The organism is Pseudomonas sp. CMR5c (genome assembly GCF_003850545.1).
Classification (GTDB): Bacteria; Pseudomonadota; Gammaproteobacteria; order Pseudomonadales; family Pseudomonadaceae; genus Aquipseudomonas; species Aquipseudomonas piscis.
This window is the reverse complement of sequence record NZ_CP027705.1, coordinates 2,569,082-2,594,832: the sequence shown is the minus strand read 5'-3', so window position 1 is coordinate 2,594,832 and position 25,751 is coordinate 2,569,082. Positions and strand designations below refer to the sequence as shown.

Sequence of the window (25,751 nt, the reverse complement as noted above, 5' to 3'; positions counted from 1 at the left end):
TGCTTGAAAATTTTCACTACAAAACCGTTGACGAGCGGATTGCGCCCTTGCATGATGCAGGCGTCCCCCCGATCGGGGGATGAGGCAAAGGTGTTATGAGCAAGCTCGTCTGACCGCCGAGCTGTCGACCCGGATGTGTACTGCCCACAAGGCAGATTGATGAAACTGACCTGGCATTGACCGTCCTCGATTCGACGGGAAAGCCGGCGAGAACTCTTCAAGATGCTTGTGGCCGATGGTGGGAATGTCGGCAGCTTCATCCAGGTTCATGCTGCTTTTCTATCGTTGTGACGCTCTCTGCGTAGCAGTTGATCAAGGTAACTACACACATCAGGCTCTGGGCCTTATCTGTATCCGACAGACACCCTCTGTCGCCCTGTTTCCGGTATCAGGGTTCAACTTACCGAAGTAGCAAGATGAATTAGCGAAACAACTTAGATAGATCGATGAATGGTCAAGGGGGCTACAAATGAATCTTAACAACCAACCCACTATTGATGAATTGGCACGTATGTTCGCCGCACGCAAAGACAGCCACGACAGCCACATCCTGTGGGTCGCCAAGTCGGGTCAAGTGCATATCGACTGCCTGTCGCCCCATAACCATGAAGCAGAGTTCGACCGTAACAACCAAGAGCTGGCGGCCCGCCTGAAGATGTACCGCCGCGGCCAGGGCTACGTCGGCAAGAAGGCCGCCGCCGACAAGGACTTCATCGGCCGGGTCCTGGAGACCCTGAAGACCGAATGGCAATCGTTGCGCGGCAACTCGGAAGTTCGGGTCATCGATCGGTTTTGCTAATAAACGGCCATTAGCTGGCCGATAACCAAACAATGAAACAATAATAAAAACGGGCGCTCTTCGAGAGCGCCCTTTTTATTGCCTCATGAAACTAGCCGGCTACTGGCGAAGTGGATTTCCTGGATATCCTGCATCCATGGTCACCGTGATTCGTACTTTGATAAACAGCGGCTCTAGAAAGCAAAGCACGAACAACCGAACGCCCCCCAGAAGCCCTGGAAATCACTCACCGGCACCTTGGCCAATCGCGCCCGCTCGTGCCCGTGGGCATGCACCGCGCAAGGACCGCTGCACTGGTGCAACTGGGCCGACAACGGTGCGGTAGGCTTCCAGTGCCCCGGCACCTTGGCCACCGGCGACCAGTCCGGCGTCACGGGCAAGCTGGGCGGCGCCAGCGAGTGGAAGTCGCCGGCGGCATGCACCACCTTGCCATCCACCACCGTCAACAGCGACTCGATCCACTTGATCGCCTCTTCCTCGACGCTGAAGTAGTCCGCCGACAGGGCCACCAGGTCCGCCAGTTGCCCGACCTTGAGCTGGCCTTTCTTGCCCTGTTCCGAGGAGAACCAGGCGCTGCCGTGGGTATAGAGCTCCAGTGCGGTATCGCGATCCAGGCCCTGGGGATACAGAGCCAGGCCACCGACGGTCTTGCCGCTGACCATCCAGTACAACGAGGTCCAGGGGTTGTAGCTAGAGACCCGGGTGGCATCGGTACCGGCGCCCACTGGAATGCCTTCGGCGAGCATGCGCTGGATCGGCGGGGTCATCTCGGCCGCCTTGGCGCCATAGCGGTCGACGAAATACTCGCCCTGGAAGGCCATGCGGTCCTGGATCGCGATTCCACCGCCCAGGGCCCGGACCCGCTCGATATTGCGCGGGCTGATGGTCTCGGCATGGTCGAAGAACCAGGGCAAGCCGTTGAAGGGGATATCGCGGTCGACCTTTTCGAAAACATCGAGCATGCGCGAAATGGATTCGTCATAGGTCGCATGCAGGCGGAACGGCCAGCGCTGCTCCACCAGATGGCGGACCACCGGCTCCAGCTCCTGCTCCATGTCCTGAGGCAGATCGGGGCGCGGCTCGAGGAAGTCCTCGAAATCGGCGGCGGAGAACACCAGCATCTCCCCTGCCCCGTTGTGCCGCAGGAAGTCGTCGCCCTGGCCGTAGCGCACGCTGCTGGTCCAGTTCTTGAAGTCCGCCAGCTCTTGCTTGGGTTTCTGGGTGAACAGGTTGTAGGCGATGCGCACCGTCAATTGCTGCTGGGCCGCCAGTTGCTCGATCACCTGGTAGTCGTCCGGGTAGTTCTGGAAGCCGCCACCCGCGTCGATGGCACTGGTGACTCCGAGGCGATTGAGTTCACGCATGAACTGGCGGGTGGAGTTGACCTGGTACTCCAGCGGCAACTTGGGCCCCTTGGCCAGGGTGGCGTAGAGGATCATCGCGTTGGGCCGGGCGATCAGCATGCCGGTGGGGTTACCGTTGCCATCGCGGACGATCTCGCCACCCGGCGGGTTCGGCGTATGGCGATCGTAGCCCACCACCCGCAGCGCGGCGCGGTTGAGCAACGCCCGGTCGTAGAGGTGCAGAACGAATACCGGGGTATCCGGTGCCGCCTGGTTCAACTCCTCCAGGGTCGGCATGCGTTTTTCGGCGAACTGGAATTCGTTCCAGCCACCGACCACCCGCACCCACTGCGGCGCCGGGGTGCGCTGGGCCTGTTCCTTGAGCAGGCGCAAGGCATCGGCCAGCGATGGCACGCCTTCCCAGCGCAGTTCCAGGTTGTAGTTGAGGCCACCACGGATCAAGTGCAGGTGCGAGTCATTGAGGCCAGGGATCACCGTACAGCCCTTGAGGTCGATGACCTGGGTGCTGCTGCCGCGCAGGGCCATGGCCTGGGCATCGTCGCCCACGGCGATGAAGCGCCCGTCCTTGATCGCCACGGCAGTGGCCCGGGGGTTGGCCCGGTCCACGGTGTGCAGGCGGCCGTTGAACAGGATCAGATCGGCAATTGCGTTGTGGTTCATGGCATAGCTCCGATTGAAGCGAAAAGGTTCAGGCCGCACCGCGCGGTTGCAGCCAGCGGCTGAACAGGCGGGTGACCCGAGGCATGAAAACGTAGACCACCAGCAGCACGATGCTCAGGGTGATCAGCACATTGGCTGGCACGTAACCGCCAAGCCAGGGCAGCCAGGCGAACAGCGGCTTCCACAGCTGCGGCACGAGGAAGGTCAGCGGCAGGATCACCAGGAAGGTCACGCACGCCTGCTTCCAGCGCGGCGGCGGGGCCGGCGCGGCACCGTCCTGGGGGGTGAACCAGAACTCGCGCTCGACATTGACCTCGGTCTGGTCGCCATCGGCCAGCAGATGCTGGGCCTGCTGCACCAGTTGCCGGCGGTCGGCGGAGTCCAACCAGTCTTGCAACTGCTCGGTGCTGGCAAAGCGCAACACACTGGTGAAGAGCCCGAGGCCATCACTGTGGCTGCGCACCACATCGATGCCCAGGTGTCCCGGATAACTGCGGGCCTTGGCGATGATCTGCCGCAGCCAGGTTTCATAGGCCTGTTCCTGGCCCTGCTTGACTCGATGGCGCACCAGCAAGGTCACCACGCCGTCGGTAAGTTCGATGTTCATCTGCGACTCCACACTGCCAGGAGAAGGAACAACGGCGGGGAGCGACTCGCCCCATGCCGCACAATCTCGAAAACCGCCGCCCAAGCGCCTTGGCGCTGCGGCGGCCAGGGACTACAAGCGGCGCTGCCCGGCCTTGTGCACCATGCTGTAGGCGTAATCGACCCCCATGCCGTAGGCGCCGCTGTGCTCCAGCACCAGGGCCATGACCGCGTCGTAGGTATCCTTGCGGGCCCAGTCGCGCTGGTACTCGAGCAGCACCTGCTGCCAAGTCACCGGCACCGCGCCGGCCTGGACCATGCGCTGCACCGCCATGTCGTGTGCTTCCTGGCTGGTGCCGCCGGAGGCATCGGTGACGATGTACACCTCATAGCCCTCGGCCAGTGCCTCCAGGGCCGGGAAGGTCAGGCAGACCTCGGTCCACAGCGCCGCCATCACCAGTTTTTTGCGCCCGGAGGCCTGCACGGCCGCCACCAGGTGGCGATCCTCCCAGGAGTTCATCGAGGTCCGCTCGATGGGTTGTTGCTCGGGAAACACCGCCAGCAGCTCCGGCCAGATGTAGCCGCTGAAACTCTCGGTCTCCACCGAAGTGAGGATGCTCGGCACGTTGAAGATCCTGGCGGCCTTGGCCAGGGCCACAGTGTTGTTCTTCAGCGCCTGGCGGTCGATCGATTGCACGCCGAAGGCCATTTGCGGCTGGTGGTCGATCAAGATCAGGGCCGAGTTGTTCGGGGTGAGCAGTTCACGAATGGACATGGCGCGTTCCTTTTGCAGTCAGGGTGAAGGGCAAACATGACCGGCTGATGGCGCTGGGAGCGTCCTGTGGGGCCGGCTTGGTGGTTAATCTAGGTCCTGGCTGAAACAGGAACAATTCCCTAAAATCGAGAATCATTGATTCCAAAATAGGGACAATCATGGATCGTATCGAATGCATGCGCGCCTTCGTCGCCACCGTCGACGAAAGCGGTTTTGCCGCCGCCGCACGGGCGATGGACGTGCCCCGCTCCAAGGTCAGCAAGCAGATCCAGGCCCTGGAGGAAAGCCTCGGCGTGCAACTGCTGCAGCGCACCACCCGCAGCCTGCGCCTGACCGAGACCGGCGCCGAGTACTACGAATCCGCCCGTGAAGTGCTGGCAGCGGTGGACGAAGCCGAGCAGCGAGCCCGGGACGGCAACGCCGAGCTGCGCGGAGTCTTGCGGGTCAATGCGCCGATGTCCTTCGGCCTGCGCCGGCTCGGGCCACTGGTGCCGCTGTTCCATGAATTGCATCCGCTGATCGAATTGCAACTGGTGCTCAGCGACCAGCAAGTGGACCCGGTGCGCGGCGGCTTCGACGTGACCCTGCGGATCGCCAGCCTGGCGGATTCCTCCCTGGTGGCCCGGCAACTGGCGCCGGCCCCACGGATCATGGTGGCCTCCCCCGCCTACCTGGAACGCGCCGGCGTGCCGCTCCAGCCCAAGGATCTGGGCAGCCATCGGTTTCTCGGCTACGGCTACCTGCAAAGTGGCGTCAGCCTGCAGTTGAGCAATGGCAGCGATACCCAGCGGGTGCATGCGACCGGCCCCCTGCATGCGAACAATGGCGACCTGTTGGCCCAGGCCGCCGAAGCAGGCATGGGAATCGCCCTGCTGCCGGACTTCATCGTCGAAGAGGCCCTGGAGGCAGGACGCCTGGTGCCGGTGCTGTGCCAGTGGCAGGCGCCGCCCATCAGCATCAACGTGGTCTACCCTTCGGCCCGGCGAGTACCGCAGAAGACCCGGGCCTTCATCGACTTCCTGGTGAGCCGGCTGGCCCAGCCCAGCGCCTGAACCGGACCAACGCACACCTGGCCGAGCCAGCACGCTCCTACACTCAAGGGAGGTTCCTGATGCTTGTGCGGTCATCATGAAAATCTCTCCTCGACTGGCCATCTCCAGCCTGCTGGGTGCCCTGGCCTACCTTGGCCTGGCGATCTGGGGACGCGGCGGCTTCGCGGCGTTCTTCGCCCACCCGGCGCTGACCTTGGTCGCCATCGCCACCTTGCTGATGGTGCTGGCCTCGCTGTACAGCGAGGTCAACCTCAGCAGCGGCGAACAGGAAGACCGGGGCAATCGCTGGGTGCTGCCGGTGTTCGGCCTGATCGGCCTGGCGAGCGGTTTCCTGCCGGCCTATTGCGATCGCCTGGAGTTCTGGACCTTTGGCGGCGAGGCCCTGCGCTGGCTCGGCGCACTGCTGTTCATCGCCGGTGGCGCCTTGCGCCTGTGGCCGGTGTTCATCCTCGGCCGGCGCTTCAGCGGCTTGGTGGCCATCCAGCCCGATCACCGCCTGGTGACCGACGGCCTGTATCGCCATTTGCGCAACCCCAGCTACCTCGGTTTGCTGGTCAACGCGGTGGGCTGGGCCCTAGCCTTCCGTTCCGGGCTGGGGCTGTTGCTGGCGGCCCTGACCCTGGTGCCGCTGATTGCCCGGATCCACGCCGAGGAGGCGCTGCTCCGCGAGCATTTCGGCCAGCCCTACGAGGACTACTGCGCCCGCAGCTGGCGCTTGTTGCCCGGTCTCTACTGAAATGCCGTAAAAAAAATCAGACACCCTTGCCACGGTCAACGCCGCGCTCTAGCCCGGGACTTGGCAGCGGTTCCCTGGCGGCTCGCCGGGGCTGACTGACTCCACCACCCCCTTACATTGGCCAAAGGATTCTTGCAGTATGGGTTCGCCTCGGGGCTTGCTGCCCCAGGGGCACCCGGAAGAACAAGCACAACGAACTCGACAGCGAGATCACCGGCCGATGTACCTCTCGAACCCGTACCACGGATTCACCAGCCCCGCTCCCACGGCTTGCAGCCAGGGTCGCATGGGCATGGCCGTCACACAGGGTTCGCTGCCTGCTCGCCACCTTAGCCACTTCGCCCATCCCCCTCATGAGGTCCATGAGGGTCGCGCCGCCGTCATCGGTTATTACCTGCTGGACAGGTCCTGCCCATGAAGCTCCTGGTCAACCTGCCCATGGCCCTGTGCCGTTCCCGCCTGCGCCACTCCTCACGTCCTCCGGATCACTCGCTCCTGGGCTGATCGCGCAACGTTGCGCATCCCCCCTCCAGACCTGTTTTGCGTCCCTGCGAACGCCCAATGCGTGGTGTCGTCGCAGGACCAGAAAACCTGTGCGCCCTGAAGGCGCAAGCGAGAACGACAATGAATTTTGCCGCCCCCGAAGAGGCCCGTGATTTCCTGGCCGCCAACCCCGATATCGACATGATCGAGCTGTTCATCCTCGATGCCAACGGCGTGCCCCGAGGCAAGCTGCTGCACCGCGAGGAACTGCTGGCGGTGTACGAAAGCGGCCGCCCCCTGCCCAGCACCATCCTCGGCCTGACCCTCAATGGCGACGACGTGGAGAACTCCGGACTGGTGTGGGACGTGGGTGATATCGACTGCCGTGCCTACCCGCTGGCGGGCAGCCTGGTGCGCCTGCCCTGGCGCCAGATCCCCACTGCCGCGGTGCAGGTCAGCATGCACCCGCAAGAGGGCATGCCCGCCAGCATCGCCGACCCGCGCCACCTGCTGATCAAGGTCATCGACCGGCTCAAGGCCGACGGTTATTACCCGGTGATGGCCTGTGAGCTGGAGTTCTACCTGCTGGACGCCAGGCGCGACGGCAATGGCCGCCCACAGCCAGCGCTGGATGCCGACGGCGGCCGGCCGCGTACCACCCAGGTCTATGGCCTGCGGGAACTGGAACAGATCGAGCCTTTCCTCGCCGACCTCTATGCCGCCTGCAAGCTGCAGGGGATTCCGGCGCGCACGGCGATTTCCGAATACGCCCCAGGCCAGGTGGAGATCACCCTGGAGCATGGCGACGCCCTCGCCGCCATGGACCAGGCCGTACGCTACAAGCGCCTGGTCAAGGCCGTGGCCCACCAGCATGGAATGCAGGCCACCTTCATGGCCAAACCCTTCGACCACCTGGCCGGCACCGGCATGCACATGCATGTGAGCGTCGCCGATGCCGCCGGCAACAACCTGTTCGCCGACCAGGACCCGGCCGGCACCCCGCTGCTGCGCCAGGCCGTGGGTGGCATGCTCGCCTCGCTGCTGGACTCGTTGCTGTTGTTCTGCCCCAACGCCAACTCCTACCGGCGTTTCCAGGCCAACAGCTATGCACCGCTGGCCCCCACCTGGGGTGTCGACAACCGCACCGTGAGCCTGCGGGTTCCCGGCGGCCCGGCCAACAGCCGGCACATCGAACATCGCATTTGCGGCGCCGATGCCAACCCCTACCTGGCCGCCGCGGCGATCCTCGCCGCAGTCCATCGTGGCCTGGCTGAACAACTCGACCCGGGTGATCCGGTACAGGGCAACGGTTATGCCCAGGCCAAGGAGCTGTTGCCCACCGACTGGCTGACCTCGCTCACCACCCTGGAACGCTCGAACTGGGCCCGCGAGGCCCTGGGCGACGAATTCCTCGGGGTGTACCTGGCGGTCAAGCGCGCCGAGTACCGCCAGTTCATGGCCGAGGTCGGCGAGCAGGACTGGCGCTGGTACCTGACCCAGGCCTGAGCCCCCTGCGGGCAACCCGACTTGCTGGCCGCTGCCTACCAGCAGCGGCCCGGTTCATTCTTTTGCGAGGATATTCCCATGAGCGCCGCCTTCGATCCGCGGACCCCGGCAGCCGAGCGCTGCCCCAGCTACTACAGCGCCACCCTCAACCAGGAAACCCAGTACCCGACCCTGCAAGGCAGCCAGCAGGTGGACGTGGTGATCATCGGTGGCGGCTTCACCGGCGTTGCCAGCGCCGTGGAGCTGGCCGAGCGCGGCCTGAAGGTGGCCATCGTCGAGAGCCACAAGATCGGCTGGGGCGCCAGCGGGCGCAACGGTGGCCAGGTCACCGGCAGCCTGTCCGGCGATGCCGCCATGCGCAAGCAGATGCGCCGCAGCCTGGGCGACGAGGTGGATGACTTCATCTGGCACCTGCGCTGGCGCGGGCACCAGATCATCCGCCAGCGGGTGGAGAAATACGCCATTGCCTGCGACCTCAAGCACGGCCACCTGCATGCCGCCTACAAGCCCGGGCACCTGGCCGAGTTGCGCGCCGCCTACGACGAAGCAGTAGAGCGTGGCATGGGCGACGAGGTCAGCCTGCTGGACCGCGAGCAGGTCCGCGGCCTGCTGGAAAGCGATCTCTACCACGGCGCGATCAAGAACACCCGCAACCTGCACCTGCATCCGCTGAACCTGTGCATCGGCGAGGCCCGCGCCGCCGAAAGCCTCGGCGCGCTGATCTTCGAACACAGCCCGGTGCTGGAGATCGTCCATGGCCCGCAGCCGGCGGTGGTCACCGCCCAGGGCCGCATCGAGGCCCGCCAGGTGTTGCTGGCCGGCGACGTCTACCACAAGCTCGAGCCCGGACAGCTCAAGGGCAAGATCTTCCCGGCCATGGGTGGCATCGTCACCACCGAGCCCCTGGGCGACCTGGCCCGGCGCTTGAACCCCGAGGACCTGGCGGTGTACGACTGCCGCTTCGTCCTCGACTACTACCGGATGACCGCCGACGGCCGCCTGCTGTTCGGCGGCGGCGCCAACTACAGCGGCAAGGATTCGCGGGATATCGCTGGTGAGCTGCGGCCGTGCATCGAGCACACCTTCCCGGCGCTCAAGGGCGTGGCCATCGACTTCCAGTGGAGCTGCGCCATGGGCATCGTGATCAACCGCATCCCGCAACTGGGCAAGCTCTCGGACAACGTCTGGTACTGCCAGGGTTACTCCGGACATGGCGTGGCCACCAGCCACATCATGGGCGAGATCATGGCCGAGGCCCTGACCGGCCACCTGGGCCGCTATGACACCTTCGCCGCCTGCCAGCACATCCGCGTGCCGTTCGGCGACCAACTGGGCAACCCGATGCTGGCCGCTGGCATGTGGTATTACCAGATGCTGGAAAAACTGCGCTGAAGCCGGTCGGAGGGCATGCTAGATTCGCCCTCCAGCCACTACGGCACACCCTGGAGGAGGACCAGCATGAGCGCAGAGATGTACCAGGGCGGCTGCCTGTGCGGGCAGATTCGCTTCGAGGCCCGGGGGCCTGCCGCCAATCCCCATACCTGCTCGTGCAAGCTGTGCCAGCGCCATAGCGGCGCCCTGACCCTGGCCTGGGTCGAGTTCCCCCGCGAGCGGGTGCGCTGGACTGGCCCGGGCGGCGCGCCGAGCACGTTCAGGTCGTCGGACTATTCCAGCCGGGCGTTCTGTGCCCAGTGTGGCAGCTCCCTGGGCGCCATTGACGACGCACCCACGGTCGCCCTGCTGCTGGGGACGTTCGACAGCAACAACCGCAAGGCCCTGATGCCCACCCACCACTCTTACAAGAGCCAGCGACCGCGCTGGTGGCACGTCGGAGAAACGCCATGAGCCCAGGCAGCGGCCACGAAAAACTGGCGACGAATATCTGGACCTGGTACGGCCAGGACCAGTACCGCTGGCTCATCCTCCTGGGCGAACTGGGACCGGCCCTGGAGTTCCTGGCCATGGATGCGGACCAGCAACGGGTGGAGATCGGTTGCTGCGCGGAATGCAACCTGTGGTCCGATCAACTGGATTACCTGGAGCGTTTCGTGCGGGATTTCCCGGCACGACTGGACCCGGCCCTGCACCAGCACCTGCAAGCCTTGTTGACGGCCTGTGAAGGGCTGAGCCCGGAAGCCTACGGCATGACGCTCGAGGACAATGGTTTCGAACACCGGCAATGGCAGCCATTGCGCCAGGCGGCCCAGCAAGCGCTGGAGGACCTGGGCTGGCCCGAGGCAAGGGAACATATGCCCGAGCTGGTCGCCGATTGCCGTATGGCCCTGGACAAGTGGCGCGATGGTTGAAACCGCGTGTAGCCGCTGACGCAGGCTCGGCACGAGCCACATCTGGATATCCGAAATTTGCCTGATGTACCCCACCGCCAGGTTTGGCGGGCGCTGCGCACCCGGTCACAGCCTCGCCCGCTCGGCAGCGGTTAAAGGGGCCGGGTATGTGGCGCCGGAGTGCGGGGCAAGGCGCGCTTGTGGGCGGTGCGCTGGTAGGCGTTTTCGATCAGTTGGCGCACGGTGTCGGGTACCGGCTGGCCCATCAGGTAGGCGTCGATTTCCTCGTAGCTGCACCCATAGGCGTCCTCGTCCAGCTTGCCCGGCGCCAGTTCCTCCAGGTCCGCAGTGGGCGCCTTGCGCACCAGGTGCCCGGGCGCGCCAAGGGCATCGGCCAGCAGCCGCACCTGGGTCTTGGTCAGGCTCGACAACGGCGCCAGGTCGCAAGCGCCGTCGCCGTACTTGGTGAAGAAGCCCATCAACGCCTCGGCGCCATGATCGGTGCCCACCACCAGGCCATTGCTCAGGTTGGCCAGCGCGTACTGGGCCAGCATTCGGGCCCGGGCCTTGACATTGCCCTTGGTGAAATCCGTGAGTGCCGCCGAAGGTTCCAGGCCGTCGAGCTGCACCTCACGCATCAAGCCATCGACGCTGTCGGCGATATTGCAGGTGCTGATCTCATCGGGGCGGATGAATTCCAGGGAAGCCTGGGCGTCGTGTTCATCCGCCTGGTGGCGATACGGCAGGCGCATGGCGATGAAACGCACCCCATGGCCGGCCTCGCGCATCTGCTCCACCGCCAGCTGGCACAGGCGCCCGGCCACCAGGGAATCGACGCCGCCGCTGATGCCCAGCACCAGGCTGTGGCAACCGGAATCACCCAGGACCTGCTGGATGAATGCCACGCGGCGGGCAATCTCGGCAGGCTCGCCGCCAGCGACCAGTTGCCGGTCGATGCCCAGTTCCCGGGCGATACGTTCTTGGGTCGGATGGGTCATGTCAGGCCTCCAGGGGCGAGTTGGCAAGATCGACGTTGAATACCTGTGCCGCATAGCGAAGGAAGGATGGGTCTTCGCAGACGTTCTTCACCGGGTCGTCGGAGAACTTCACCACCGGCTCGCCATGCACCCGCACCAGCTTCATCACGATGCTCAGCGGTTCCACGCCCTCCACATCGCAGGCCAGGCTGGTGCCCATGCCAAAACCGAAGCGGGCCTGGCCGCGCACATGACGCAGGATCGGCAGGCATTTCTCGAAGTTCAGGCCATCGGAGAACATCAGGTCCTTGCTCCGCGGATCGATGCCCAGTTCCCGGTAGCGGGCCAGGACCTTGTCGGCCCAGACCAGCGGGTCCCCGGAGTCCTGGCGCAGGCCGTCATACAACTTGGCGAAGTACAGGTCGAAGTCCTTGAGGAAGAAGTCGGTGCTGATGCAGTCGGTCAAGGCGATGCCCAGGCGCCCGCGATACTCGCGAACCCAGTTCTCCAGCGCGGCGTTCTGGCTTTCCCGCAGCCGCCCCAGTTGCTGGTGCACCATCAGCCACTGGTGGGCCATGGTGCCGATCAGCGGCAGGTCGAATTCGTAGGCCAGGTGCGCATTGCTGGTGCCGACGAACACCCCGGGAAAATCACTGTGCATGATCTTCACCACTTCGCGCTGGGCCTTGAACGACAGGCGCCGGCGGGTGGAGAAGTCCGAGACCCGCAATTCGGCGAGTTCATCGCGGCTGGCATTCTTCTCCAGCCATTCGAACTTCTGGTAGAGCCGGCGAGTGACATCCGCCAGTTCGACATCCGGGTATTTGTCGCGATTGCGCAGCTCGCTGACCATGGCCAGCACCGGTTGCTCGAACATGATGCAATGCAGCATCGGGCCACGGACGCGGATGCTCAACTGACCATCGATGGCGGCCACATGGATGTAGCGCAGGTTGAAGCGGAACAGCCCGAGGAACTGTTCGAAATCAGGGGTCAGGTATTCGCGAAAACGCTTGTTGAACAAAAAGCGCTGCTCGCCTTCGCGCATCTGCAGATCGGCCAGTTTCTCCAGCTCCTGGCGGATCTCGGGGATCAGGTGCACCAGGGACTCTTTGGAGCGAACGATGAACTGATACTCGACCTCGACATTGGGGTGCTGGTGCAGCACCGCCTGCATCATGGTGAAGGTGTAGTAGTCGGTGTCCAGCAGGCTCTGGATCACGCCGTTGTCGCGGTCAAATGCACTTTCCATGGTGACTCCTCAAGCGCTGGCCAGGCTGGCGGTTTCTTCGCGGGTCGCGGCTATCGCGATACCGGCTTGCTGCATGTCGGCGATGGCCTGGGTGGCGCCCTCGGCGCTGATGGCCCGGCACGCCGGCAGGTGGATGATCACCTTGAAACCGGCGGCGGCCAGTTGCAGGGCGGTGGTCTTGACGCAGAAGTCCAGGGCCAGGCCGCCAACGATGACCCGCTGCACACCCTGGCTCTTGAGGTACTCGATGGCCCCGGTGGAGAGCTTGCCGTGCAGGTCGTGGTAGCAGGCGCCGTAGGGGTGCAGGTCCGGCTCCACGCCCTTCCACACGAAGTAGTCGTAGTCATAGGGACTGGGCAATTCGTCCAGCAGGGTGAAGCCCTCGGTGCCTGGAACGCAGTGGCTGACCCAGGTCAGGTCGGCGTGTTCCAGGCCAGTGGGCTGCAGCATCTGCTCGTGCCCGGCCACCACCCAGGGAGCCTGGGGACTGTGGGCGTCCTTGCTGCCAACGCGCAGGCTGGCCAGGGTCGCCATGAAGTTGAGCTCGCCACCGATGCGGTCGCCCTCGGCCACCGGCAACTCGTCCGGGCACAGCGGGGTGAAGCTCTTTTGCGCATCGACATCGAAAGAAGCGGTCTTCATCGTTTGGCTGTTCATGCTGGGTCTCTCCTCTGCATGGAGTACAAAGTACACGTCATGTACTTTTGTGGCAATCCCCCCTGCTCCAGATTTTTTCAGTGCCGCCAGATCAATCACAAATTAAATAATCGCCTCAAACAGCAGTTGCAGCAGGGCAATGCAGTGGTAAAGTACACGTCATGTACCAAATGAGGATTAGCCGATGTTCGAACTGGCCCTGTATGGCGGCGCTTTCAATCCGCCCCACGCCGGACACGCCCAAGTGATGCTCGAGGCTGCTCGCCATGCCCGGCGCGTCCTGGTGGTGCCCAGCTTCCGCCACCCCGACGGCAAGCGCATGGCCGACTTCGAACAACGCGCACTCTGGTTGCAGGCCATCACCGGACACTTGCAAGCGCAATGCCCGGCCGAGCTGGCGGTGAGCCGCCTGGAGCAAACACTGGCGCTGGCCGATCCCGGCCCGGTGTACAGCATCACCCTGCTCGAGCGCCTGGCCGACGACCTGGCCCTGGAGGGCAAGCGCATCGCCCTGGTGGTCGGTGAAGATGTGGCGCAGCAACTGCCCAGGTTCCATCGCGGCCAGGAGTTGCTGCAGCGCTTTTCCATCCTGCGCATCGAGGAACAGCCCGGCGTGCGCAGCACGGTCTTGCGCCAATACCTGGCTCGTGGCGAAACACCGCCCAGCCAGTGGCTGGCTCCGGGGATGAATCCGCTAAACTACGGCCTCTACGCCGTCCACGGAAGTTGATATGCACGACCGCCCCACCCTCGCCAACGCCTACCTGCACACCATCGACCTGTGCCTGTTGCGCTACAACCGTGACAGCGGCGAACTGGACATCCTCCTGCACCAGCGGGACAGCGAGCCCTTCGCCGGGCACTGGGCGCTGCCCGGGATCGTGGTCAACGGCGATGTCGAGGACCGCAGCCTGAACGACGCGGTGGAACGCCTGCGCCGCTCGAGCAAGGTGGACATGCCCCTGGCCTGGCTGGAACAGGTGGGCACGGTGGGCGATGCCTTTCGCGATCCGCGCTGCTGGTCGTCCTCGACCTTCTACCTGGGGATCGCCAGCGAACCCGTGCAGCCTGGCCCGCAGCAAGGTTTCTTCAGCTTGCGGGAAGTGGCCAGCGGCGCCTTCAAGCTGCCCTTCGACCACAACAGCCTGGTGGCCCAGGCCCATGAACGACTGCTGTCCAAATCCTTGTACAGCAGCCTGCCGCTGATGTTCCTCGGCAACGAATTCAGTGCCCCCGAGGCCGTGGCGATCTTTTCCACCGTGCTGCAACGCCCGGTGCTCAAGACCAGCATCCGCCAACGCCTGCTGAAGATGAGCGAAGCCGGCTACCTGCGCGACACCGGGCGCAAGAAGAGCGGCGACGGTGGCCGCCCCCAGGCGACCCTGGACAACCTCAAACCCGAGCAGGTGTACCTGTTCGATCGCTGCTTCCTGGAGTGACCCACATGAGTTCGAACCCCGATAACCAGTGCCTGCTGGAAACCCCCTATTTCAGGGTGGTCCGTGAGCAGGGCTACTTCATCATCAAGGAGGCCCAGGCGGTGAACGGCGTGGTCGCCATACCGACCCTGGCCGATGGCCGGCTGATGCTGGCCGACCTCAGGCGCCGGGCCATCGGCGGCCAGTCCATCGAGTTTCCACGAGGGGCCATCGATGCCGGCGAAAGCCCTTGTGACGCAGCCGCCCGTGAACTGCTGGAGGAAACCGGCTGGCAGGCATCGCAGGTGCGCCAGCTGGGATTGCTGCACAGCAACACCTCGCTGATCGCCAGTGCCGTTGCCGTGTGCCAGGTGGAAATCGCCGAGCAGCAGGCCAGCGCCACCGATGGCGAAGTGGACAAGGTGCTGTGGGTCAGCCGCCAGGAACTGCTGGCGATGATCGCCGCCGGGCGCATCACCGACGGCCATACCCTGTCGGCGGCGATGATGCTGCTGGCCCACGAAGCGAGCTAGGGGCGCCCCCACTTCTCCAGGGCGAATTCGACGAAACTGCGCAGCTTGGGCAGCCGGTAGCGGTCCTGTGCATAGAGCAGGTGCATCGCCCGCAGCGGCAGCTGGTAGTCCTGCAACACGGCCACCAGCCGCCCCTGGCGCAGGTCTTCCTCCACCAGCGCATCGGGCATCATCACGATCCCCAACCCGCCCCGCGCCGCGCGATGCAGGCCGGAGGACGTATTGGCCAGCAATGAGCCGGACACCGGTATCAGCACATCCCCCTCGGGCCCGTGCAAGGGCCACTGGGTCGCGGTGGAACTCCACTCGTCTCCCGCTGGAAAGGCGAAGGCCAGGCAGTTGTGCTGCGCCAGGTCCTCGGGCACCTGCGGCGTGCCATGGTGCTCCAGGTATTGCGGCGCGGCGCAGATGGTCAGGGTGTAGTCCTGCAGCGGCCGGGCGATCAGTGCATTGGTGTCCAGGTTGCCCAGGCGGATGGCCACGTCGAAGGTGCCATCGGTGAGGTCGAAGCGCTGGTTGGCCAGGTTCAGCTCGACCTTGACCTCCGGGCAGCGCTGGCGGAATTCACTCAGGGCCGGCGCCAGGCGCTCGGTGCCGAACGTCACCGGCGCGGTGATGCGCAAGGTCCCGGACGGCGTGCCCTGGGCCTGCTCCGCCAAGTGCTCGGAGTCGGCCACCAGGCCCAGCACCGCCAGGCAACGCTGGTAATACTCGGTGCCGAACTCGGTCAGGCGCTGGCGGCGAGTGGTGCGGTTGAGCAGGCGCACCCCCAGGCGTTGCTCCAGGGCCCGCAGGTGATTGCCCACCATGGTGGTGGAAAGGCCGCATTCCCGGGCGGCGGCGGTCATGTTCCCCGCCTCCACCACCTTGACGTACACCGACATCGCCTGGAACAGATCCATTATCAAGTCCTGCTTCAAGATGATTAAAGATCTGCCGAGTTTATCTAGCCTGGCTGGCTAACGATACTGGCGACACCCCCCACCCGTGATGGAAGTGAACCGCCATGAGCGCCGCCCTGATGAGTACCTACCAGCCTTTGTCCCTGAACTTCAGCAAAGGCCTGGGCACCCGCCTCTGGGACCAGGCCGGCCGCGAATACCTGGACGCCATCGCCGGAGTAGCCGTGACCGGTGTCGGCCATTCCCACCCGCGCCTGGTCAGCGCCATCAGCGAGCAGGCCGGATTGCTGCTGCACACCTCCAACCTGTACAGCATCGACTGGCAGCAGCGACTGGCGGGCCGGCTGACGGCGCTGGCCGGCATGGACCGGGCGTTCTTCAACAACTCCGGGGCCGAGGCCAACGAAACCGCACTGAAACTGGCGCGCCTGCATGGCTGGTACAAGGGCATCGAGCAACCGCTGGTGGTGGTGATGGAGAACGCCTTCCACGGCCGTACCCTGGGTACCCTGTCGGCCAGCGACGGGCCGGCGGTACGCCTGGGCTACGGGCAATTGCCCGGGGATTTCCTCAAGGTGCCCTTCGGTGACCTGGCGGCCCTGGAGCAGGCCGCCAGCCGCCATGGCGCACGCATCTGCGCGGTGCTGCTGGAGCCGATCCAGGGCGAGAGCGGTATCCAGCTGGCACCAGCAGGTTATCTGAAGGCACTGCGCGAGCTGTGCTCCCGGCGCAACTGGCTGCTGATGCTCGACGAGATCCAGAGCGGTATCGGTCGCACCGGCCGCTGGTTCGCCTGCCAGCACGAAGACGTAGTGCCGGACGTGATGACCCTGGCCAAGGGCCTGGGCAACGGCATCCCCATCGGCGCTTGCCTGGCCCGGGGCAAGGCCGCGCAACTGTTCACCCCCGGCAGTCATGGCAGTACCTTCGGCGGCAATCCCCTGGCCTGCCGGGTGGCCTGCACGGTACTGGAGATCATCGAGGAACAGGGCCTGCTGGCCAACGCCGAACGCCAGGGCGCGTTGCTGCTCAAGCTGTTGCGCGAGGAACTGTCGGAGCATCCGCAGGTGCTGGAGATTCGTGGCCTGGGCTTGATGATCGGGCTCGAACTGCGGCGTCCGGCTCCGGACCTGGTGCAGGCTGCCGCCCGGGATCATGGGCTGCTGATCAACGTCACCCGGGGCAAGACCATCCGCCTGCTGCCACCGCTGGTGATCGATGAGGACGAGGTACGGACGATCGTCCAGGCATTGCGCCAGTTGCTGGATCGCCCATGAGCGCCTGCGGGAAACATCCCGCTGCGCGGAGCAATGCCGGGGGCTAACGCAGCCAGCTCCCGGCAGGTGCTGACACCTGGCTCAGTCGTCCAGGGCCTGGGGCGCCGCTGCGGGCTTGGCCTGCTTGCCAGCCTTGGCATTGGCTGGCTTGGCCTGAGGTTCCGGCGCTGGGGCCGGGGCGGCCGCCTGCTTCTCGGTCGCCGGCAATTGGTCGATGGCGCTAAACACTTCCTTGAGTTCGATGGCCCCTGAATGCTCCAGCTTCTTCTCGCCATCCTTGCCCACCAGGATCACCTTGGTCTGGGCCCCCGCGCCCAGCTTGAGGCTGCGGATCAGGGCCATGGTGGATTGCGGGTCGATGTCCTTGCCATCACGCTGACCTATGGTGTTGAGCACCGTGTACAGGACCATGTTGCGTTCGTTGAAGGCCTGGCGATTGGCCGGCTCCTCGAGGGACTTCTTCAAGCTCACCAGGGTCGGGTCGACGCTGCTGGGGGCGATCACGATCAATGGCCGTGATTTGCCCAGGTCCTGGGCCAGTGGGCCATCGTTGTCGGCAGCCAGGACGGGGCCTGCGACAGCGAGCAGAGTTGCGAGGGTCAATGACCGAATGAACATGCGTCTCTCCTTATATTTTCCACGCAGTAATGATTGCGCATTGCGGGAAAAGGTCCAGGCCACGACTCAAAATCTGACATTTTTCTAACCCCGGCACCCGCGGCCCGGCTGGGCCACGCCAGGCGGCGCAGAACCGCCGACACGCTTGCCAGTGGACTCCCCGCCTTCTGTAACAGCAGCGAAACCTGCCTGGCCACTACTACCTGGCGTAGTCTTCAAGTGCTCCTCGAATAACAGCCTGCAATATCACACCCCTAATTCTTCGCCCCGACAAGCACACACACTTGCGACAACTAACCAACCAGTCCTGAACGCTTTAAAGTTATTTACGAAGTGTCATTTTCCAAACGCCAGAAAACAGTCATTAACGAACCGGTTCATTTAACTAGAGCAGCCACTCCTCGGCGCCAGCGCCGCTCCACCTAGCTGTCGCCAAGCAGCGCCAGGCCTGACGCAAGTTATACAAGCGCCTCCAGGCAACTACACCGAACAATGATCTGGAACAAACAACCCGATTACCCACTACTTGTTCTTTCATTATCCGTCGCTCTATAGTTCGGCGCGGCACGGACAGCCCGTAACAAACACAATACAAACGGCAACTCGTTACATTCCCGAACACTATCCAACTACGGATTTATTCGAATGAGCGTCCGATCCCGATGATTCCCCTCCTCGTCTGCGACGATTCGAGCATGGCCAGGAAGCAGGTGCTGCGTACCCTGCCCGGCGAATGGCGGGTATCCGTGACCCAGGCCTGCAATGGCCGCGAAGGGCTGGAGGCATTGCGCAAGGGACTGGGCAAGGTGGCGCTGCTGGACCTGACCATGCCGGTGATGGACGGCTACCAAGTGTTGAGCGCCGTGCAGGAAGAAGGCATCGACACGCAGATCATCGTCATCTCCGGCGACGTGCAAGAGGAAGCGGTACGCCTGACCCGCGAGCTGGGTGCCCGGGCATTCCTCAAGAAACCTTTCGATCCCCAGCAACTGTGCAGCCTGCTCCACGAGCTGGAGCTCCTGGACAACGGGCGCAGCAAGCCGGTGCCCGATCCGTCGCCGGCACCGGTGGTGACCTTTCGCGATGCCTTTCGCGAGACTGTGAACGTCTCCATGGGCTACGCCGCGGCACTGATCGCCAAGGTCCTGGATGTGTTCGTGCACCTGCCGATCCCCCACGTCAACATTCTGGAGGCCGGGGAATTGCAGATGCTGCTGACGGACGCCAATCGCTCGCGGCAACTGACCGCCATCTGCCAGAGCTACATCGGCAGCGGCATCGCCGGCGAGGCGCTGCTGATATTCCATGATTCCTCGGTGGCCGACATCGCCCAGTTGATCGAACAAGGCACCGACCCCTACCAGGAAATGGAAGTGCTGATCGACCTGTCCAGCGTGCTGATCGGTGCCTGCCTGAGCAGCATCGCCGAGCAACTGGACGTGTTCTTTTCCGTGGGTCATCCCCAGGTACTGGGGGAGCACACCGCCATCGACGAGCTGATCGTGCTCAACCAGCAACGCTGGAAGAACACCCAGGCCGTGGAGATCAGCTATAGCCTGGATGAGCAGAACATCCACTTCGACCTGTTATTGCTGTTCACCGAGGACTCCCTGGCCCTGCTGGAACAGAAACTCGCCTACCTGATGAGTTGAACCATGCCCAAACGAATGGATTTCAGTGAACTGCACTGGCTACTGGCGGTGGTCCACGGCATCGACGTGGGAATCGTCGTGCTGGACCTCGAATGCCGGGTCCAGGTGTGGAACAGCTTCATGGAGAACCGCTCCGGCGTGGCCTCCAAGCAGGCCATCGACCGCTCGTTCTTCGAGCTGTTCCCGGAAGTCGAGCGCCCCTGGTTCAGCCGCAAGGTCGGGCGGGTGGTGGCCCTCGGCACGCCGGCCTTCACCATCTGGAAACAACGGCCGTACCTGGTGCGCTTCAAGAACTACCAGCCGATCACCGGCCAGGGCGAGTTCATGTACCAGAACACCACGCTGCTGCCCCTGCGCTCGTCCAATAGCGAGATCCACCACGTGTGCCTGGTGATCTATGACCTCACCGACGTGGCGATCAACAACCTGGGGCTGCAGAAGGCCAACCAGCAACTGCAACAGCTGTCGCGCACCGACCACCTGACCCAGCTCTACAACCGGGGCCACTGGGAACAGCGCCTGCAATTGGAATATGCCCGCCACGACAGGACCACCGCCCTGCTGATGCTGGACATCGACCACTTCAAGTCGATCAACGATCGCTACGGCCACCAGGCCGGCGACGCAGTGATCAAACGCCTCTCGGAGCTGATCCACCAGCACCTGCGCGACAGCGACGTGGCCGGGCGCTATGGCGGCGAGGAGTTCGCCATCCTGCTGCCGCGCACCGACCTGGACGGCGCCCATGCCCTGGCCGAGCGCCTGCGCCAGGCGGTGGAGCAACAAGCCGTGGTCCACCACGGCCAGAGCATCGCCTTCACCATCAGCCTGGGCATCGCCTGCCTGGATCACACCGCCCGCGACCACCGCTGCCTGGTCGAATGGGCGGACCGCGCGCTGTACGCTTCCAAGCATGCTGGACGCAACCGGGTCAGCACCCACGCTGCCTGAGCCGCCCGGTAAAAAAATCCCTCGGGGCGAGGAGAAATTCCCGGCCTTGGCGGTCAATCCGCAGTCCACTTGCCTGCCCGCGCTATAAGGAGTGCCACGCGCATGTCTCGATCCACGCCGCAACAGAACGCCCAGGAACAATGGCACAACGCCGTGCACCGCTATGCCCAGGACATCAACCGCTATGTCGAGACCGGCATGCGTGAAGGCTGGGACAACCTGCAAGAGCCCTACCTGCCACCCACCGAGCACCTGCTACCGGCCTGGCAGGCAGCCCTGGAAGAGAACAACGCGGGCCCCTGGGACCCAGCCACGCGCCAGGCTTTTCGCCAGGCCTGGCCGCCGGCGCACTTTCCCCTGACGCCACGCCTGGACGACCAGGGCCAGATGGTCCCGGCCCTCGCCCTGCTGGCCGACGGCAGTCTGCTGGCGCGGATCGGCGCGCCCTACGAGGCGGGCTCGGTGGTGCACATCGACAACGATCGCGTCCAGACCCTGGATCGGGTGGAGTACTTCGGCGCCTGCCCGCAGCGCCGCTACTTCGCCTGGGCCCGAGCTGAAGGCATCCAGGTCACCGACGGTTGGGCCGGCCCACAGGTGGCGAGCTTCGCCTGGCCCGAGCGGCTCGCCGGATTGCCCGCGGACCTGGAGCTGCGCGAACGCGCCACTCCCAGCCGCCTGATCCCCTTCCCCGACGGCCAGCGGGTGCTGCTGGTCAGTGCCGATGGCATCTTCGTGCTCCATGCCGACGGCGCCACCCGCCTGCTGCGCAACCTGGAAGAGCTGCGCCAGGACCTGGCCAAGGGAGTCGCCGCCGAGGACCTCAACCTGGACCTGGACATGGAGCACGGGGCGATTTCAGCCGACGGCCAGTGGATCGCCGTGGGCGAGCAAAGCAGTTCGCACCTGGTGTTCGATGCCCAATTGCAGCAAGTGGCCGAGATCGGACCCGGCAGCGAATACCCGCACTTCGCCTGCTTCAACCAGCGCGGCGACCGCCTGCTGCTCAATGCCTGCCACTTCTACAGCGGTGCCAGCCTGGGCGTCGCGGTGGCGGACCTGCCGGGGCTGGCCACCGACTTCTACAGCGACGACCCACGCACACCGGTGCTGCAGGATGGCGCCCGGGTATACGCCGGGGTCTCGCGGGGCGACGAGTTCATCATCGGCGATGCCTACGGTTACCTGCGGGCCTTCAGCGAAACCGGCGAGGAGCGCTGGCAGCACTACGTCGGCTCGACCCTGTGCGCCATGGACATCAGCCCCGATGGCCAGACCCTGGTGGCAGCCACCTACGCCGGGATCATCGTGCGCATCGAACTGGACCGTGGCCGCCCGGACTGGCAGATCGGCACCGGCGCGCACCACGAAGTACAGCGCTGGCTGTTCTGGAAGGACCTGGCCAAGCCGCTTCTATGGTGAAAAAGCTCAGCCCGGCTAACGCGAGAACTCAACCTGCATCTGCAGGTTGGCCGGATCGTCGATGGCTTGCAGGTACTGCTCCAGGCTGACCTCACCGGCACAGGCGCGAGCCCCCGGGAGCAGCGGCTGGCCATCGAGCACCTTGAGGATCACCGCCACCGCTGCGCAGCTGGGGATCTCCGGGCCATGATCGTTGGCGGCGGTCAGTTGCGCTCTCATCGACAACGGCAGGCCGTCCTGGCCCAGGCCATGGACATCGACGTACATGGCGCTCAAGCCATCGCCCAGCCACTCGAACCAGGTTCCGCAGCGATGCAGGCGCGCAGCCCAGGGCGCCGGGTCGCGCACCAGCCCCAGCTTCACCGCCTGGGCCAGCAAGGCATTGGCCAGCCCGGCGACCTTGAGCCCGGCACCCGCCTTGAACGACAGGGTATGGGCGCCATAACGGGCGGCGAACAGATCCAGGTCCGGCACATCGACATTGGCCACCAAGCGTGTGCCCAGCCTTGGCAGCTTGCGCAAGGTCAGGCCCTGCCAGCCGATCACCGGGTGCGGCTGGCCGTCCTTGAGCTGCAGGATCGGCCGGCCGGCATAGGCCAGGACGCCGAGGATGGTGGACAGCCCCGGCATCTTCGCCGAGGAGGAAATGCCATGTTCGATACGTTCGATCCGGGAAAAACGCTGGCGATGCTCATCGATGATCGCCGTCGACAGGGTCGGCACCGAGCTGCAGCCGCTGAGTACCACCACCCCGGCGGCCCGGGCCTGGGCATCGAGGGCCGCGATGCCGGCGACGAACTGGCGACAGTCGGCCAGGTCGCAGTAATTGACCCCGGCCTCGATACAGCCGCGCGCCACGGCATGGGATTGCCCCTGGAACGGTCCACCGGTGTGGATCACCCAATCGATCTGCAGGCGCTTGAGCGCCGGTGCCCACTGCTCGCCCATGGCGTCGCCGCACCAGCCTTCGCAGGACTGGCCGCCCTCCGCGCGCAAGGCCTGGACCTTGGCCTCCAGGCGGGCCGGGTCACGTCCGGAAATCACCAGGTGCAAGCCCGGACGGTGGATCAGGTAGCGGCAGATGATGCTGCCAAAATTGCCATAACCACCGACCACCAACACTCTGAGCGTCATTACCTGCATCCCTGAAATAAATACGTTGCGCCGCTGGATGAGCGGACCTTGCGGCGCGGCAGCTTCCGCGATTTGCCCTGGAGCGACAAGTGCCGGCAGCCGCCGGATACCTTCCGGCGAGGGCCCGACAGGGCCGCGCGGAACACTTGTAACATTAAGTTGCTAAAAAATTGCCAATGCCAGTCCGGCATAATGCTATGCAAATTCCTCATCCTCTACGGCCCGGGAGCGTGTTAGCCTCGTCCTGCTATGTCGGCCTCGCATAACAAACCCGCAGCTTCACTCAATCAAGCGGGATAAAGACGCCTTGCTACCCCCCTGCTTCACCTTCATCTGCCCAACCAACGTTTCGCTGCGAGCCTTTCGATCATCGGCTCGCCAAGGGAACTGATTGCAAAATTCGATTCGACCCGAAGGTCGATCTCTCGATCCCATCTCGGAGCTGTTATGTCCAGGCTTTCCCATCAAGATTTGCGCCGCGGTTTCCGTGAACTGATCGCCTCTTCTTCCTGCTATCACACCGCTTCTGTGTTTGACCCGATGTCCGCCCGGATCGCCGCCGACCTGGGCTTCGAGGTCGGTATCCTCGGTGGTTCCGTGGCCTCGCTGCAGGTCCTGGCGGCCCCCGACTTCGCCCTGATCACCTTGAGCGAGTTCGCCGAGCAGGCCACCCGCATCGGCCGTGTGGCCCAGTTGCCAGTGATCGCCGACGCCGACCATGGCTACGGCAACGCCCTCAACGTGATGCGCACCGTGGTCGAGCTGGAGCGCGCCGGCATCGCCGCGCTGACCATCGAGGACACCCTGCTGCCGGCGCAATTCGGCCGCAAGTCCACCGACCTGATATCCGTCGCCGAAGGCGTGGGCAAGATCCGCGCGGCCCTGGAGGCCCGGGTCGATCCGGAACTGGCGATCATCGCCCGGACCAACGCCGGGATCCTGCCGGTGCAGGAAATCATCAGCCGCACCCAGCAGTACGAACGCGCCGGCGCCGATGCCATCTGCATGGTCGGCATCCGTGATTTCGAACAACTGGAGCAGATCTCCGAGCACCTGAACGTGCCGCTGATGCTGGTGACCTACGGCAACCCGGCGCTGCGCGACGACGCACGCCTGGCCCAGCTGGGCGTGAAGATCGCGGTGGACGGCCACGCCGCCTATTTCGCGGCGATCAAGGCCACCTACGATTGCCTGCGCGAACAGCGGCAGATCTTCACCCAGGCCTCGGACCTGAGCGCCACCGAACTGGCGCACACCTACACCCAGCCCGAGGAGTACATCGTCTGGGCGCGGGAGTTCATGAGCGTCAAGGAGTAACACCGGCAATTGGCCGGGGTGAGGCGCAACGCCTCAACCCTGGGCCGATTTCAACGCCCCTTCCACGCAATCCAGGACCTGGCCTATGGTCCAGGGCTTGCGGATGAAGGACACCGGATAGCGCACCCCGGAACTCTCGGGGGTCTCGTACCCCGACATCACCACGATCGGCATCCCCGGTAAGTGTTCGCCGCACAGGTTGCTCAGGCTTGCGCCATTGAGCCGGCCAGGCATGGTGATATCGGTCAGCAGCAGCGCCACGTCCGCGGCCCGTTCGTGGAGGAATTCCCAGGCCTGGTCGGCACTGTCCAGGGCCTGGGTGGCGTAGCCCTCGTCCTCGAGGATCTCGCACAGGAACTCCAGCACCGTCGGCTCGTCCTCCACCACCAGGATCAAGCGCCCGCAGGCGTCGCTATCGATGGGCGAAGCTGAATACATGGATGACACTCCCTGGCAGGTTGGATGGGCGAGCCAAGCCGCCGACACACTTATGAGCGAAGGCGCGAAGATAAATTCACTTGCCGCGACCGTCGGCGGATAATGCCAGCCCCGCACGCGCCACCCAAGTGGTGTCGTGGTTGAAAACGGAGGTGGTTCTTTCCATGGAGTTCGATCCCAAGCGACTGGCCCAGGCCAGGCACCTGGTGGTATTCAGCGGCGCCGGAGTCTCGGCGGAAAGTGGCATCCCGACCTTTCGCGATGCCTTGACCGGCCTCTGGGAAAACTTCGATCCGGCGCGCCTGGCCACGGTCCAGGCCTTTCGCGACGACCCGGCGCTGGTCTGGGGCTGGTACGAATGGCGGCGCCAGAAGGTGCTCGCGGCCCAGCCCAATCCGGCCCACCTGGCGATCGCCGAACTGGGCCGGCGCCTGCCGCGCCTGACCCTGATCACCCAGAACGTCGATGACCTGCACGAACGTGCTGGCAGCGTCGATGTGCTGCATCTGCACGGCAGCCTGCACAGCCCCAAGTGCTTCGCCTGCAACCGGCCCTTCAGCGGCGCGCTGCCCATGCCATCCGTGCCAGAGAGCGGCGCGCGCCTGGAGCCGCCACGCTGCACCGGCTGCAATGGCAAGCTGCGCCCCGGCGTGGTGTGGTTCGGCGAAGCGCTACCGGAGGCGGCCCTCAAGCGCGCCTTCCAGGCTGCCCGCGAGTGCGACCTGCTGCTGTCGGTGGGCACCTCCGGGCTGGTGCAGCCGGCGGCGCAGATTCCACAGCTGGCCCTGCAGCAAGGCGCCTGCGTGGTGCATATCAACCCGCAGCCACAACCTGGCAGCGCCCCCGGGGAATACCACCTGGTGGGCAAGGCCGGGCAGGTACTGCCACAACTGCTACAGCAGGCCTTTGCCTGATTTCCGGGTGGCCCGCAGTGGGCCACCCTCTGCTTTCAAGGATG

26 protein-coding genes are annotated in these 25,751 nt (G+C 64.6%); 16 read left to right on the top strand and 10 right to left on the bottom strand.

The features are described 5' to 3' along the window. Window positions 1–469 precede the first annotated feature (469 nt). Window positions 470–799 (top strand): hypothetical protein, encoded by a 330-nt coding sequence (locus C4K40_RS12210; RefSeq protein WP_031321517.1) that lies wholly within the window; start codon window positions 470–472, stop codon window positions 797–799. Window positions 800–972: 173 nt separating this feature from the next. Here the strand turns inward: C4K40_RS12210 and C4K40_RS12205 are convergent, their stop codons facing one another. The 3 genes from C4K40_RS12205 to C4K40_RS12195 form a co-directional block, all read right to left on the bottom strand. Beyond that, entirely contained in the window at window positions 973–2,823 is a 1,851-nt protein-coding gene (locus C4K40_RS12205) for an amidohydrolase (RefSeq protein ID WP_053136169.1), read from the bottom strand. 28 nt (window positions 2,824–2,851) lie between these two features. Beyond that, complete coding sequence (locus C4K40_RS12200) at window positions 2,852–3,430, bottom strand: antibiotic biosynthesis monooxygenase (RefSeq protein ID WP_022643825.1); 579 nt, start codon at window positions 3,428–3,430, stop codon at window positions 2,852–2,854. Window positions 3,431–3,541: 111 nt separating this feature from the next. Then, window positions 3,542–4,183 carry a hydrolase gene (locus tag C4K40_RS12195; RefSeq protein ID WP_022643824.1) on the bottom strand — a complete coding sequence of 214 codons (642 nt, stop codon included), beginning with the start codon at window positions 4,181–4,183 and terminating at the stop codon, window positions 3,542–3,544. Between the two features lie 158 nt (window positions 4,184–4,341). On the opposite strand from C4K40_RS12195, the gene C4K40_RS12190 reads away from it, so the two are divergent. The 6 genes from C4K40_RS12190 to C4K40_RS12165 all read left to right on the top strand — a co-directional run bounded on the left by C4K40_RS12190 (window position 4,342) and on the right by C4K40_RS12165 (window position 10,266). Next, window positions 4,342–5,235, top strand: a complete 894-nt coding sequence (locus tag C4K40_RS12190; RefSeq protein WP_022643823.1) for a LysR family transcriptional regulator — start codon at window positions 4,342–4,344, stop codon at window positions 5,233–5,235. 76 nt (window positions 5,236–5,311) lie between these two features. Then, the gene (locus C4K40_RS12185) at window positions 5,312–5,971 is read left to right on the top strand and encodes an isoprenylcysteine carboxylmethyltransferase family protein (protein ID WP_053136172.1); all 660 of its coding nucleotides are present in this window, start codon (window positions 5,312–5,314) and stop codon (window positions 5,969–5,971) included. A 624-nt stretch (window positions 5,972–6,595) separates the two neighbouring features. Further along, entirely contained in the window at window positions 6,596–7,960 is a 1,365-nt protein-coding gene (locus C4K40_RS12180) for a glutamine synthetase family protein (RefSeq protein WP_053136175.1), read from the top strand. A gap of 78 nt (window positions 7,961–8,038) precedes the next feature. Continuing rightward, window positions 8,039–9,352 carry an FAD-binding oxidoreductase gene (locus C4K40_RS12175; protein ID WP_053136178.1) on the top strand — a complete coding sequence of 438 codons (1,314 nt, stop codon included), beginning with the start codon at window positions 8,039–8,041 and terminating at the stop codon, window positions 9,350–9,352. Window positions 9,353–9,418: 66 nt separating this feature from the next. Continuing rightward, complete coding sequence (locus C4K40_RS12170) at window positions 9,419–9,805, top strand: GFA family protein (protein WP_053136181.1); 387 nt, start codon at window positions 9,419–9,421, stop codon at window positions 9,803–9,805. After that, the gene (locus C4K40_RS12165; RefSeq protein ID WP_053136184.1) at window positions 9,802–10,266 is read left to right on the top strand and encodes a hypothetical protein; all 465 of its coding nucleotides are present in this window, start codon (window positions 9,802–9,804) and stop codon (window positions 10,264–10,266) included. Before C4K40_RS12170 ends, C4K40_RS12165 begins: the two co-directional genes overlap by 4 nt. A 131-nt stretch (window positions 10,267–10,397) precedes the next feature. Here the strand turns inward: C4K40_RS12165 and nadE are convergent, their stop codons facing one another. Genes nadE through C4K40_RS12150 form a run of 3 tightly spaced genes read right to left on the bottom strand, consistent with a single transcriptional unit; the run spans window position 10,398 to window position 13,131 of the window. Next, entirely contained in the window at window positions 10,398–11,243 is an 846-nt protein-coding gene (gene nadE / locus C4K40_RS12160) for an ammonia-dependent NAD(+) synthetase (RefSeq protein WP_053136187.1), read from the bottom strand. A 1-nt stretch (window position 11,244) separates the two neighbouring features. Then, entirely contained in the window at window positions 11,245–12,474 is a 1,230-nt protein-coding gene (gene pncB / locus C4K40_RS12155; protein WP_053136191.1) for a nicotinate phosphoribosyltransferase, read from the bottom strand. 9 nt (window positions 12,475–12,483) lie between these two features. Further along, complete coding sequence (locus C4K40_RS12150) at window positions 12,484–13,131, bottom strand: nicotinamidase (protein ID WP_053136194.1); 648 nt, start codon at window positions 13,129–13,131, stop codon at window positions 12,484–12,486. A gap of 184 nt (window positions 13,132–13,315) precedes the next feature. Here C4K40_RS12150 and C4K40_RS12145 point away from each other — a divergent pair, with 184 nt between their 5' ends. Genes C4K40_RS12145 through C4K40_RS12135 form a run of 3 tightly spaced genes read left to right on the top strand, consistent with a single transcriptional unit; the run spans window position 13,316 to window position 15,082 of the window. Then, a complete protein-coding gene (locus C4K40_RS12145) occupies window positions 13,316–13,861 on the top strand; it encodes an adenylyltransferase/cytidyltransferase family protein (RefSeq protein ID WP_022643813.1) in 546 nt (181 codons plus the stop codon). Between the two features lies 1 nt (window position 13,862). Continuing rightward, on the top strand, window positions 13,863–14,570 hold the full coding sequence (locus tag C4K40_RS12140; RefSeq protein WP_022643812.1) for an NUDIX hydrolase: 708 nt from the start codon (window positions 13,863–13,865) through the stop codon (window positions 14,568–14,570). A 5-nt stretch (window positions 14,571–14,575) separates the two neighbouring features. Next, complete coding sequence (locus C4K40_RS12135; protein WP_053136197.1) at window positions 14,576–15,082, top strand: NUDIX hydrolase; 507 nt, start codon at window positions 14,576–14,578, stop codon at window positions 15,080–15,082. Here C4K40_RS12135 and C4K40_RS12130 read toward each other — a convergent pair. Then, window positions 15,079–15,984: a LysR family transcriptional regulator gene (locus C4K40_RS12130; RefSeq protein WP_022643810.1), complete on the bottom strand. Its 906-nt coding sequence runs from the start codon at window positions 15,982–15,984 to the stop codon at window positions 15,079–15,081. The genes C4K40_RS12135 and C4K40_RS12130 overlap by 4 nt on opposite strands. Window positions 15,985–16,088: 104 nt before the next feature. Here C4K40_RS12130 and C4K40_RS12125 point away from each other — a divergent pair, with 104 nt between their 5' ends. Beyond that, the gene (locus C4K40_RS12125) at window positions 16,089–17,261 is read left to right on the top strand and encodes an aspartate aminotransferase family protein (RefSeq protein ID WP_053136200.1); all 1,173 of its coding nucleotides are present in this window, start codon (window positions 16,089–16,091) and stop codon (window positions 17,259–17,261) included. A gap of 81 nt (window positions 17,262–17,342) precedes the next feature. Here C4K40_RS12125 and C4K40_RS12120 read toward each other — a convergent pair whose 3' ends face one another. Next, a complete protein-coding gene (locus C4K40_RS12120; protein ID WP_053136204.1) occupies window positions 17,343–17,879 on the bottom strand; it encodes a DUF4174 domain-containing protein in 537 nt (178 codons plus the stop codon). A gap of 662 nt (window positions 17,880–18,541) precedes the next feature. Here C4K40_RS12120 and C4K40_RS12115 point away from each other — a divergent pair. The 3 genes from C4K40_RS12115 to C4K40_RS12105 all read left to right on the top strand — a co-directional run bounded on the left by C4K40_RS12115 (window position 18,542) and on the right by C4K40_RS12105 (window position 21,904). Continuing rightward, on the top strand, window positions 18,542–19,531 hold the full coding sequence (locus C4K40_RS12115) for a response regulator (RefSeq protein ID WP_053136207.1): 990 nt from the start codon (window positions 18,542–18,544) through the stop codon (window positions 19,529–19,531). A 3-nt stretch (window positions 19,532–19,534) separates the two neighbouring features. Further along, window positions 19,535–20,482 (top strand): sensor domain-containing diguanylate cyclase, encoded by a 948-nt coding sequence (locus C4K40_RS12110; protein WP_031321515.1) that lies wholly within the window; start codon window positions 19,535–19,537, stop codon window positions 20,480–20,482. A 102-nt stretch (window positions 20,483–20,584) separates the two neighbouring features. Continuing rightward, window positions 20,585–21,904: a hypothetical protein gene (locus tag C4K40_RS12105; protein ID WP_053136210.1), complete on the top strand. Its 1,320-nt coding sequence runs from the start codon at window positions 20,585–20,587 to the stop codon at window positions 21,902–21,904. A 15-nt stretch (window positions 21,905–21,919) separates the two neighbouring features. Here C4K40_RS12105 and C4K40_RS12100 read toward each other — a convergent pair whose 3' ends face one another. Continuing rightward, complete coding sequence (locus C4K40_RS12100; protein ID WP_053136213.1) at window positions 21,920–23,038, bottom strand: saccharopine dehydrogenase NADP-binding domain-containing protein; 1,119 nt, start codon at window positions 23,036–23,038, stop codon at window positions 21,920–21,922. Between the two features lie 447 nt (window positions 23,039–23,485). Here C4K40_RS12100 and C4K40_RS12095 point away from each other — a divergent pair, with 447 nt between their 5' ends. Beyond that, window positions 23,486–24,355, top strand: a complete 870-nt coding sequence (locus tag C4K40_RS12095) for an oxaloacetate decarboxylase (RefSeq protein ID WP_031321513.1) — start codon at window positions 23,486–23,488, stop codon at window positions 24,353–24,355. 33 nt (window positions 24,356–24,388) lie between these two features. Here C4K40_RS12095 and C4K40_RS12090 read toward each other — a convergent pair whose 3' ends face one another. Then, complete coding sequence (locus C4K40_RS12090; RefSeq protein ID WP_022643802.1) at window positions 24,389–24,793, bottom strand: response regulator; 405 nt, start codon at window positions 24,791–24,793, stop codon at window positions 24,389–24,391. 164 nt (window positions 24,794–24,957) lie between these two features. On the opposite strand from C4K40_RS12090, the gene C4K40_RS12085 reads away from it, so the two are divergent. Beyond that, a complete protein-coding gene (locus C4K40_RS12085) occupies window positions 24,958–25,707 on the top strand; it encodes an NAD-dependent deacylase (protein WP_053136216.1) in 750 nt (249 codons plus the stop codon). The last annotated feature ends 44 nt before the right edge of the window (window positions 25,708–25,751 follow it).

Coding starts and splice junctions, on each gene's coding strand:
- C4K40_RS12210 (WP_031321517.1), top strand. CDS start 470: ATGAATCTTAACAACCAACCCACTATTGATGAATTGGCACGTATGTTC.
- C4K40_RS12205 (WP_053136169.1), bottom strand. CDS start 2,823: ATGAACCACAACGCAATTGCCGATCTGATCCTGTTCAACGGCCGCCTG.
- C4K40_RS12200 (WP_022643825.1), bottom strand. CDS start 3,430: ATGAACATCGAACTTACCGACGGCGTGGTGACCTTGCTGGTGCGCCAT.
- C4K40_RS12195 (WP_022643824.1), bottom strand. CDS start 4,183: ATGTCCATTCGTGAACTGCTCACCCCGAACAACTCGGCCCTGATCTTG.
- C4K40_RS12190 (WP_022643823.1), top strand. CDS start 4,342: ATGGATCGTATCGAATGCATGCGCGCCTTCGTCGCCACCGTCGACGAA.
- C4K40_RS12185 (WP_053136172.1), top strand. CDS start 5,312: ATGAAAATCTCTCCTCGACTGGCCATCTCCAGCCTGCTGGGTGCCCTG.
- C4K40_RS12180 (WP_053136175.1), top strand. CDS start 6,596: ATGAATTTTGCCGCCCCCGAAGAGGCCCGTGATTTCCTGGCCGCCAAC.
- C4K40_RS12175 (WP_053136178.1), top strand. CDS start 8,039: ATGAGCGCCGCCTTCGATCCGCGGACCCCGGCAGCCGAGCGCTGCCCC.
- C4K40_RS12170 (WP_053136181.1), top strand. CDS start 9,419: ATGAGCGCAGAGATGTACCAGGGCGGCTGCCTGTGCGGGCAGATTCGC.
- C4K40_RS12165 (WP_053136184.1), top strand. CDS start 9,802: ATGAGCCCAGGCAGCGGCCACGAAAAACTGGCGACGAATATCTGGACC.
- nadE (WP_053136187.1), bottom strand. CDS start 11,243: ATGACCCATCCGACCCAAGAACGTATCGCCCGGGAACTGGGCATCGAC.
- pncB (WP_053136191.1), bottom strand. CDS start 12,474: ATGGAAAGTGCATTTGACCGCGACAACGGCGTGATCCAGAGCCTGCTG.
- C4K40_RS12150 (WP_053136194.1), bottom strand. CDS start 13,131: ATGAACAGCCAAACGATGAAGACCGCTTCTTTCGATGTCGATGCGCAA.
- C4K40_RS12145 (WP_022643813.1), top strand. CDS start 13,316: ATGTTCGAACTGGCCCTGTATGGCGGCGCTTTCAATCCGCCCCACGCC.
- C4K40_RS12140 (WP_022643812.1), top strand. CDS start 13,863: ATGCACGACCGCCCCACCCTCGCCAACGCCTACCTGCACACCATCGAC.
- C4K40_RS12135 (WP_053136197.1), top strand. CDS start 14,576: ATGAGTTCGAACCCCGATAACCAGTGCCTGCTGGAAACCCCCTATTTC.
- C4K40_RS12130 (WP_022643810.1), bottom strand. CDS start 15,984: ATGGATCTGTTCCAGGCGATGTCGGTGTACGTCAAGGTGGTGGAGGCG.
- C4K40_RS12125 (WP_053136200.1), top strand. CDS start 16,089: ATGAGCGCCGCCCTGATGAGTACCTACCAGCCTTTGTCCCTGAACTTC.
- C4K40_RS12120 (WP_053136204.1), bottom strand. CDS start 17,879: ATGTTCATTCGGTCATTGACCCTCGCAACTCTGCTCGCTGTCGCAGGC.
- C4K40_RS12115 (WP_053136207.1), top strand. CDS start 18,542: ATGATTCCCCTCCTCGTCTGCGACGATTCGAGCATGGCCAGGAAGCAG.
- C4K40_RS12110 (WP_031321515.1), top strand. CDS start 19,535: ATGCCCAAACGAATGGATTTCAGTGAACTGCACTGGCTACTGGCGGTG.
- C4K40_RS12105 (WP_053136210.1), top strand. CDS start 20,585: ATGTCTCGATCCACGCCGCAACAGAACGCCCAGGAACAATGGCACAAC.
- C4K40_RS12100 (WP_053136213.1), bottom strand. CDS start 23,038: ATGACGCTCAGAGTGTTGGTGGTCGGTGGTTATGGCAATTTTGGCAGC.
- C4K40_RS12095 (WP_031321513.1), top strand. CDS start 23,486: ATGTCCAGGCTTTCCCATCAAGATTTGCGCCGCGGTTTCCGTGAACTG.
- C4K40_RS12090 (WP_022643802.1), bottom strand. CDS start 24,793: ATGTATTCAGCTTCGCCCATCGATAGCGACGCCTGCGGGCGCTTGATC.
- C4K40_RS12085 (WP_053136216.1), top strand. CDS start 24,958: ATGGAGTTCGATCCCAAGCGACTGGCCCAGGCCAGGCACCTGGTGGTA.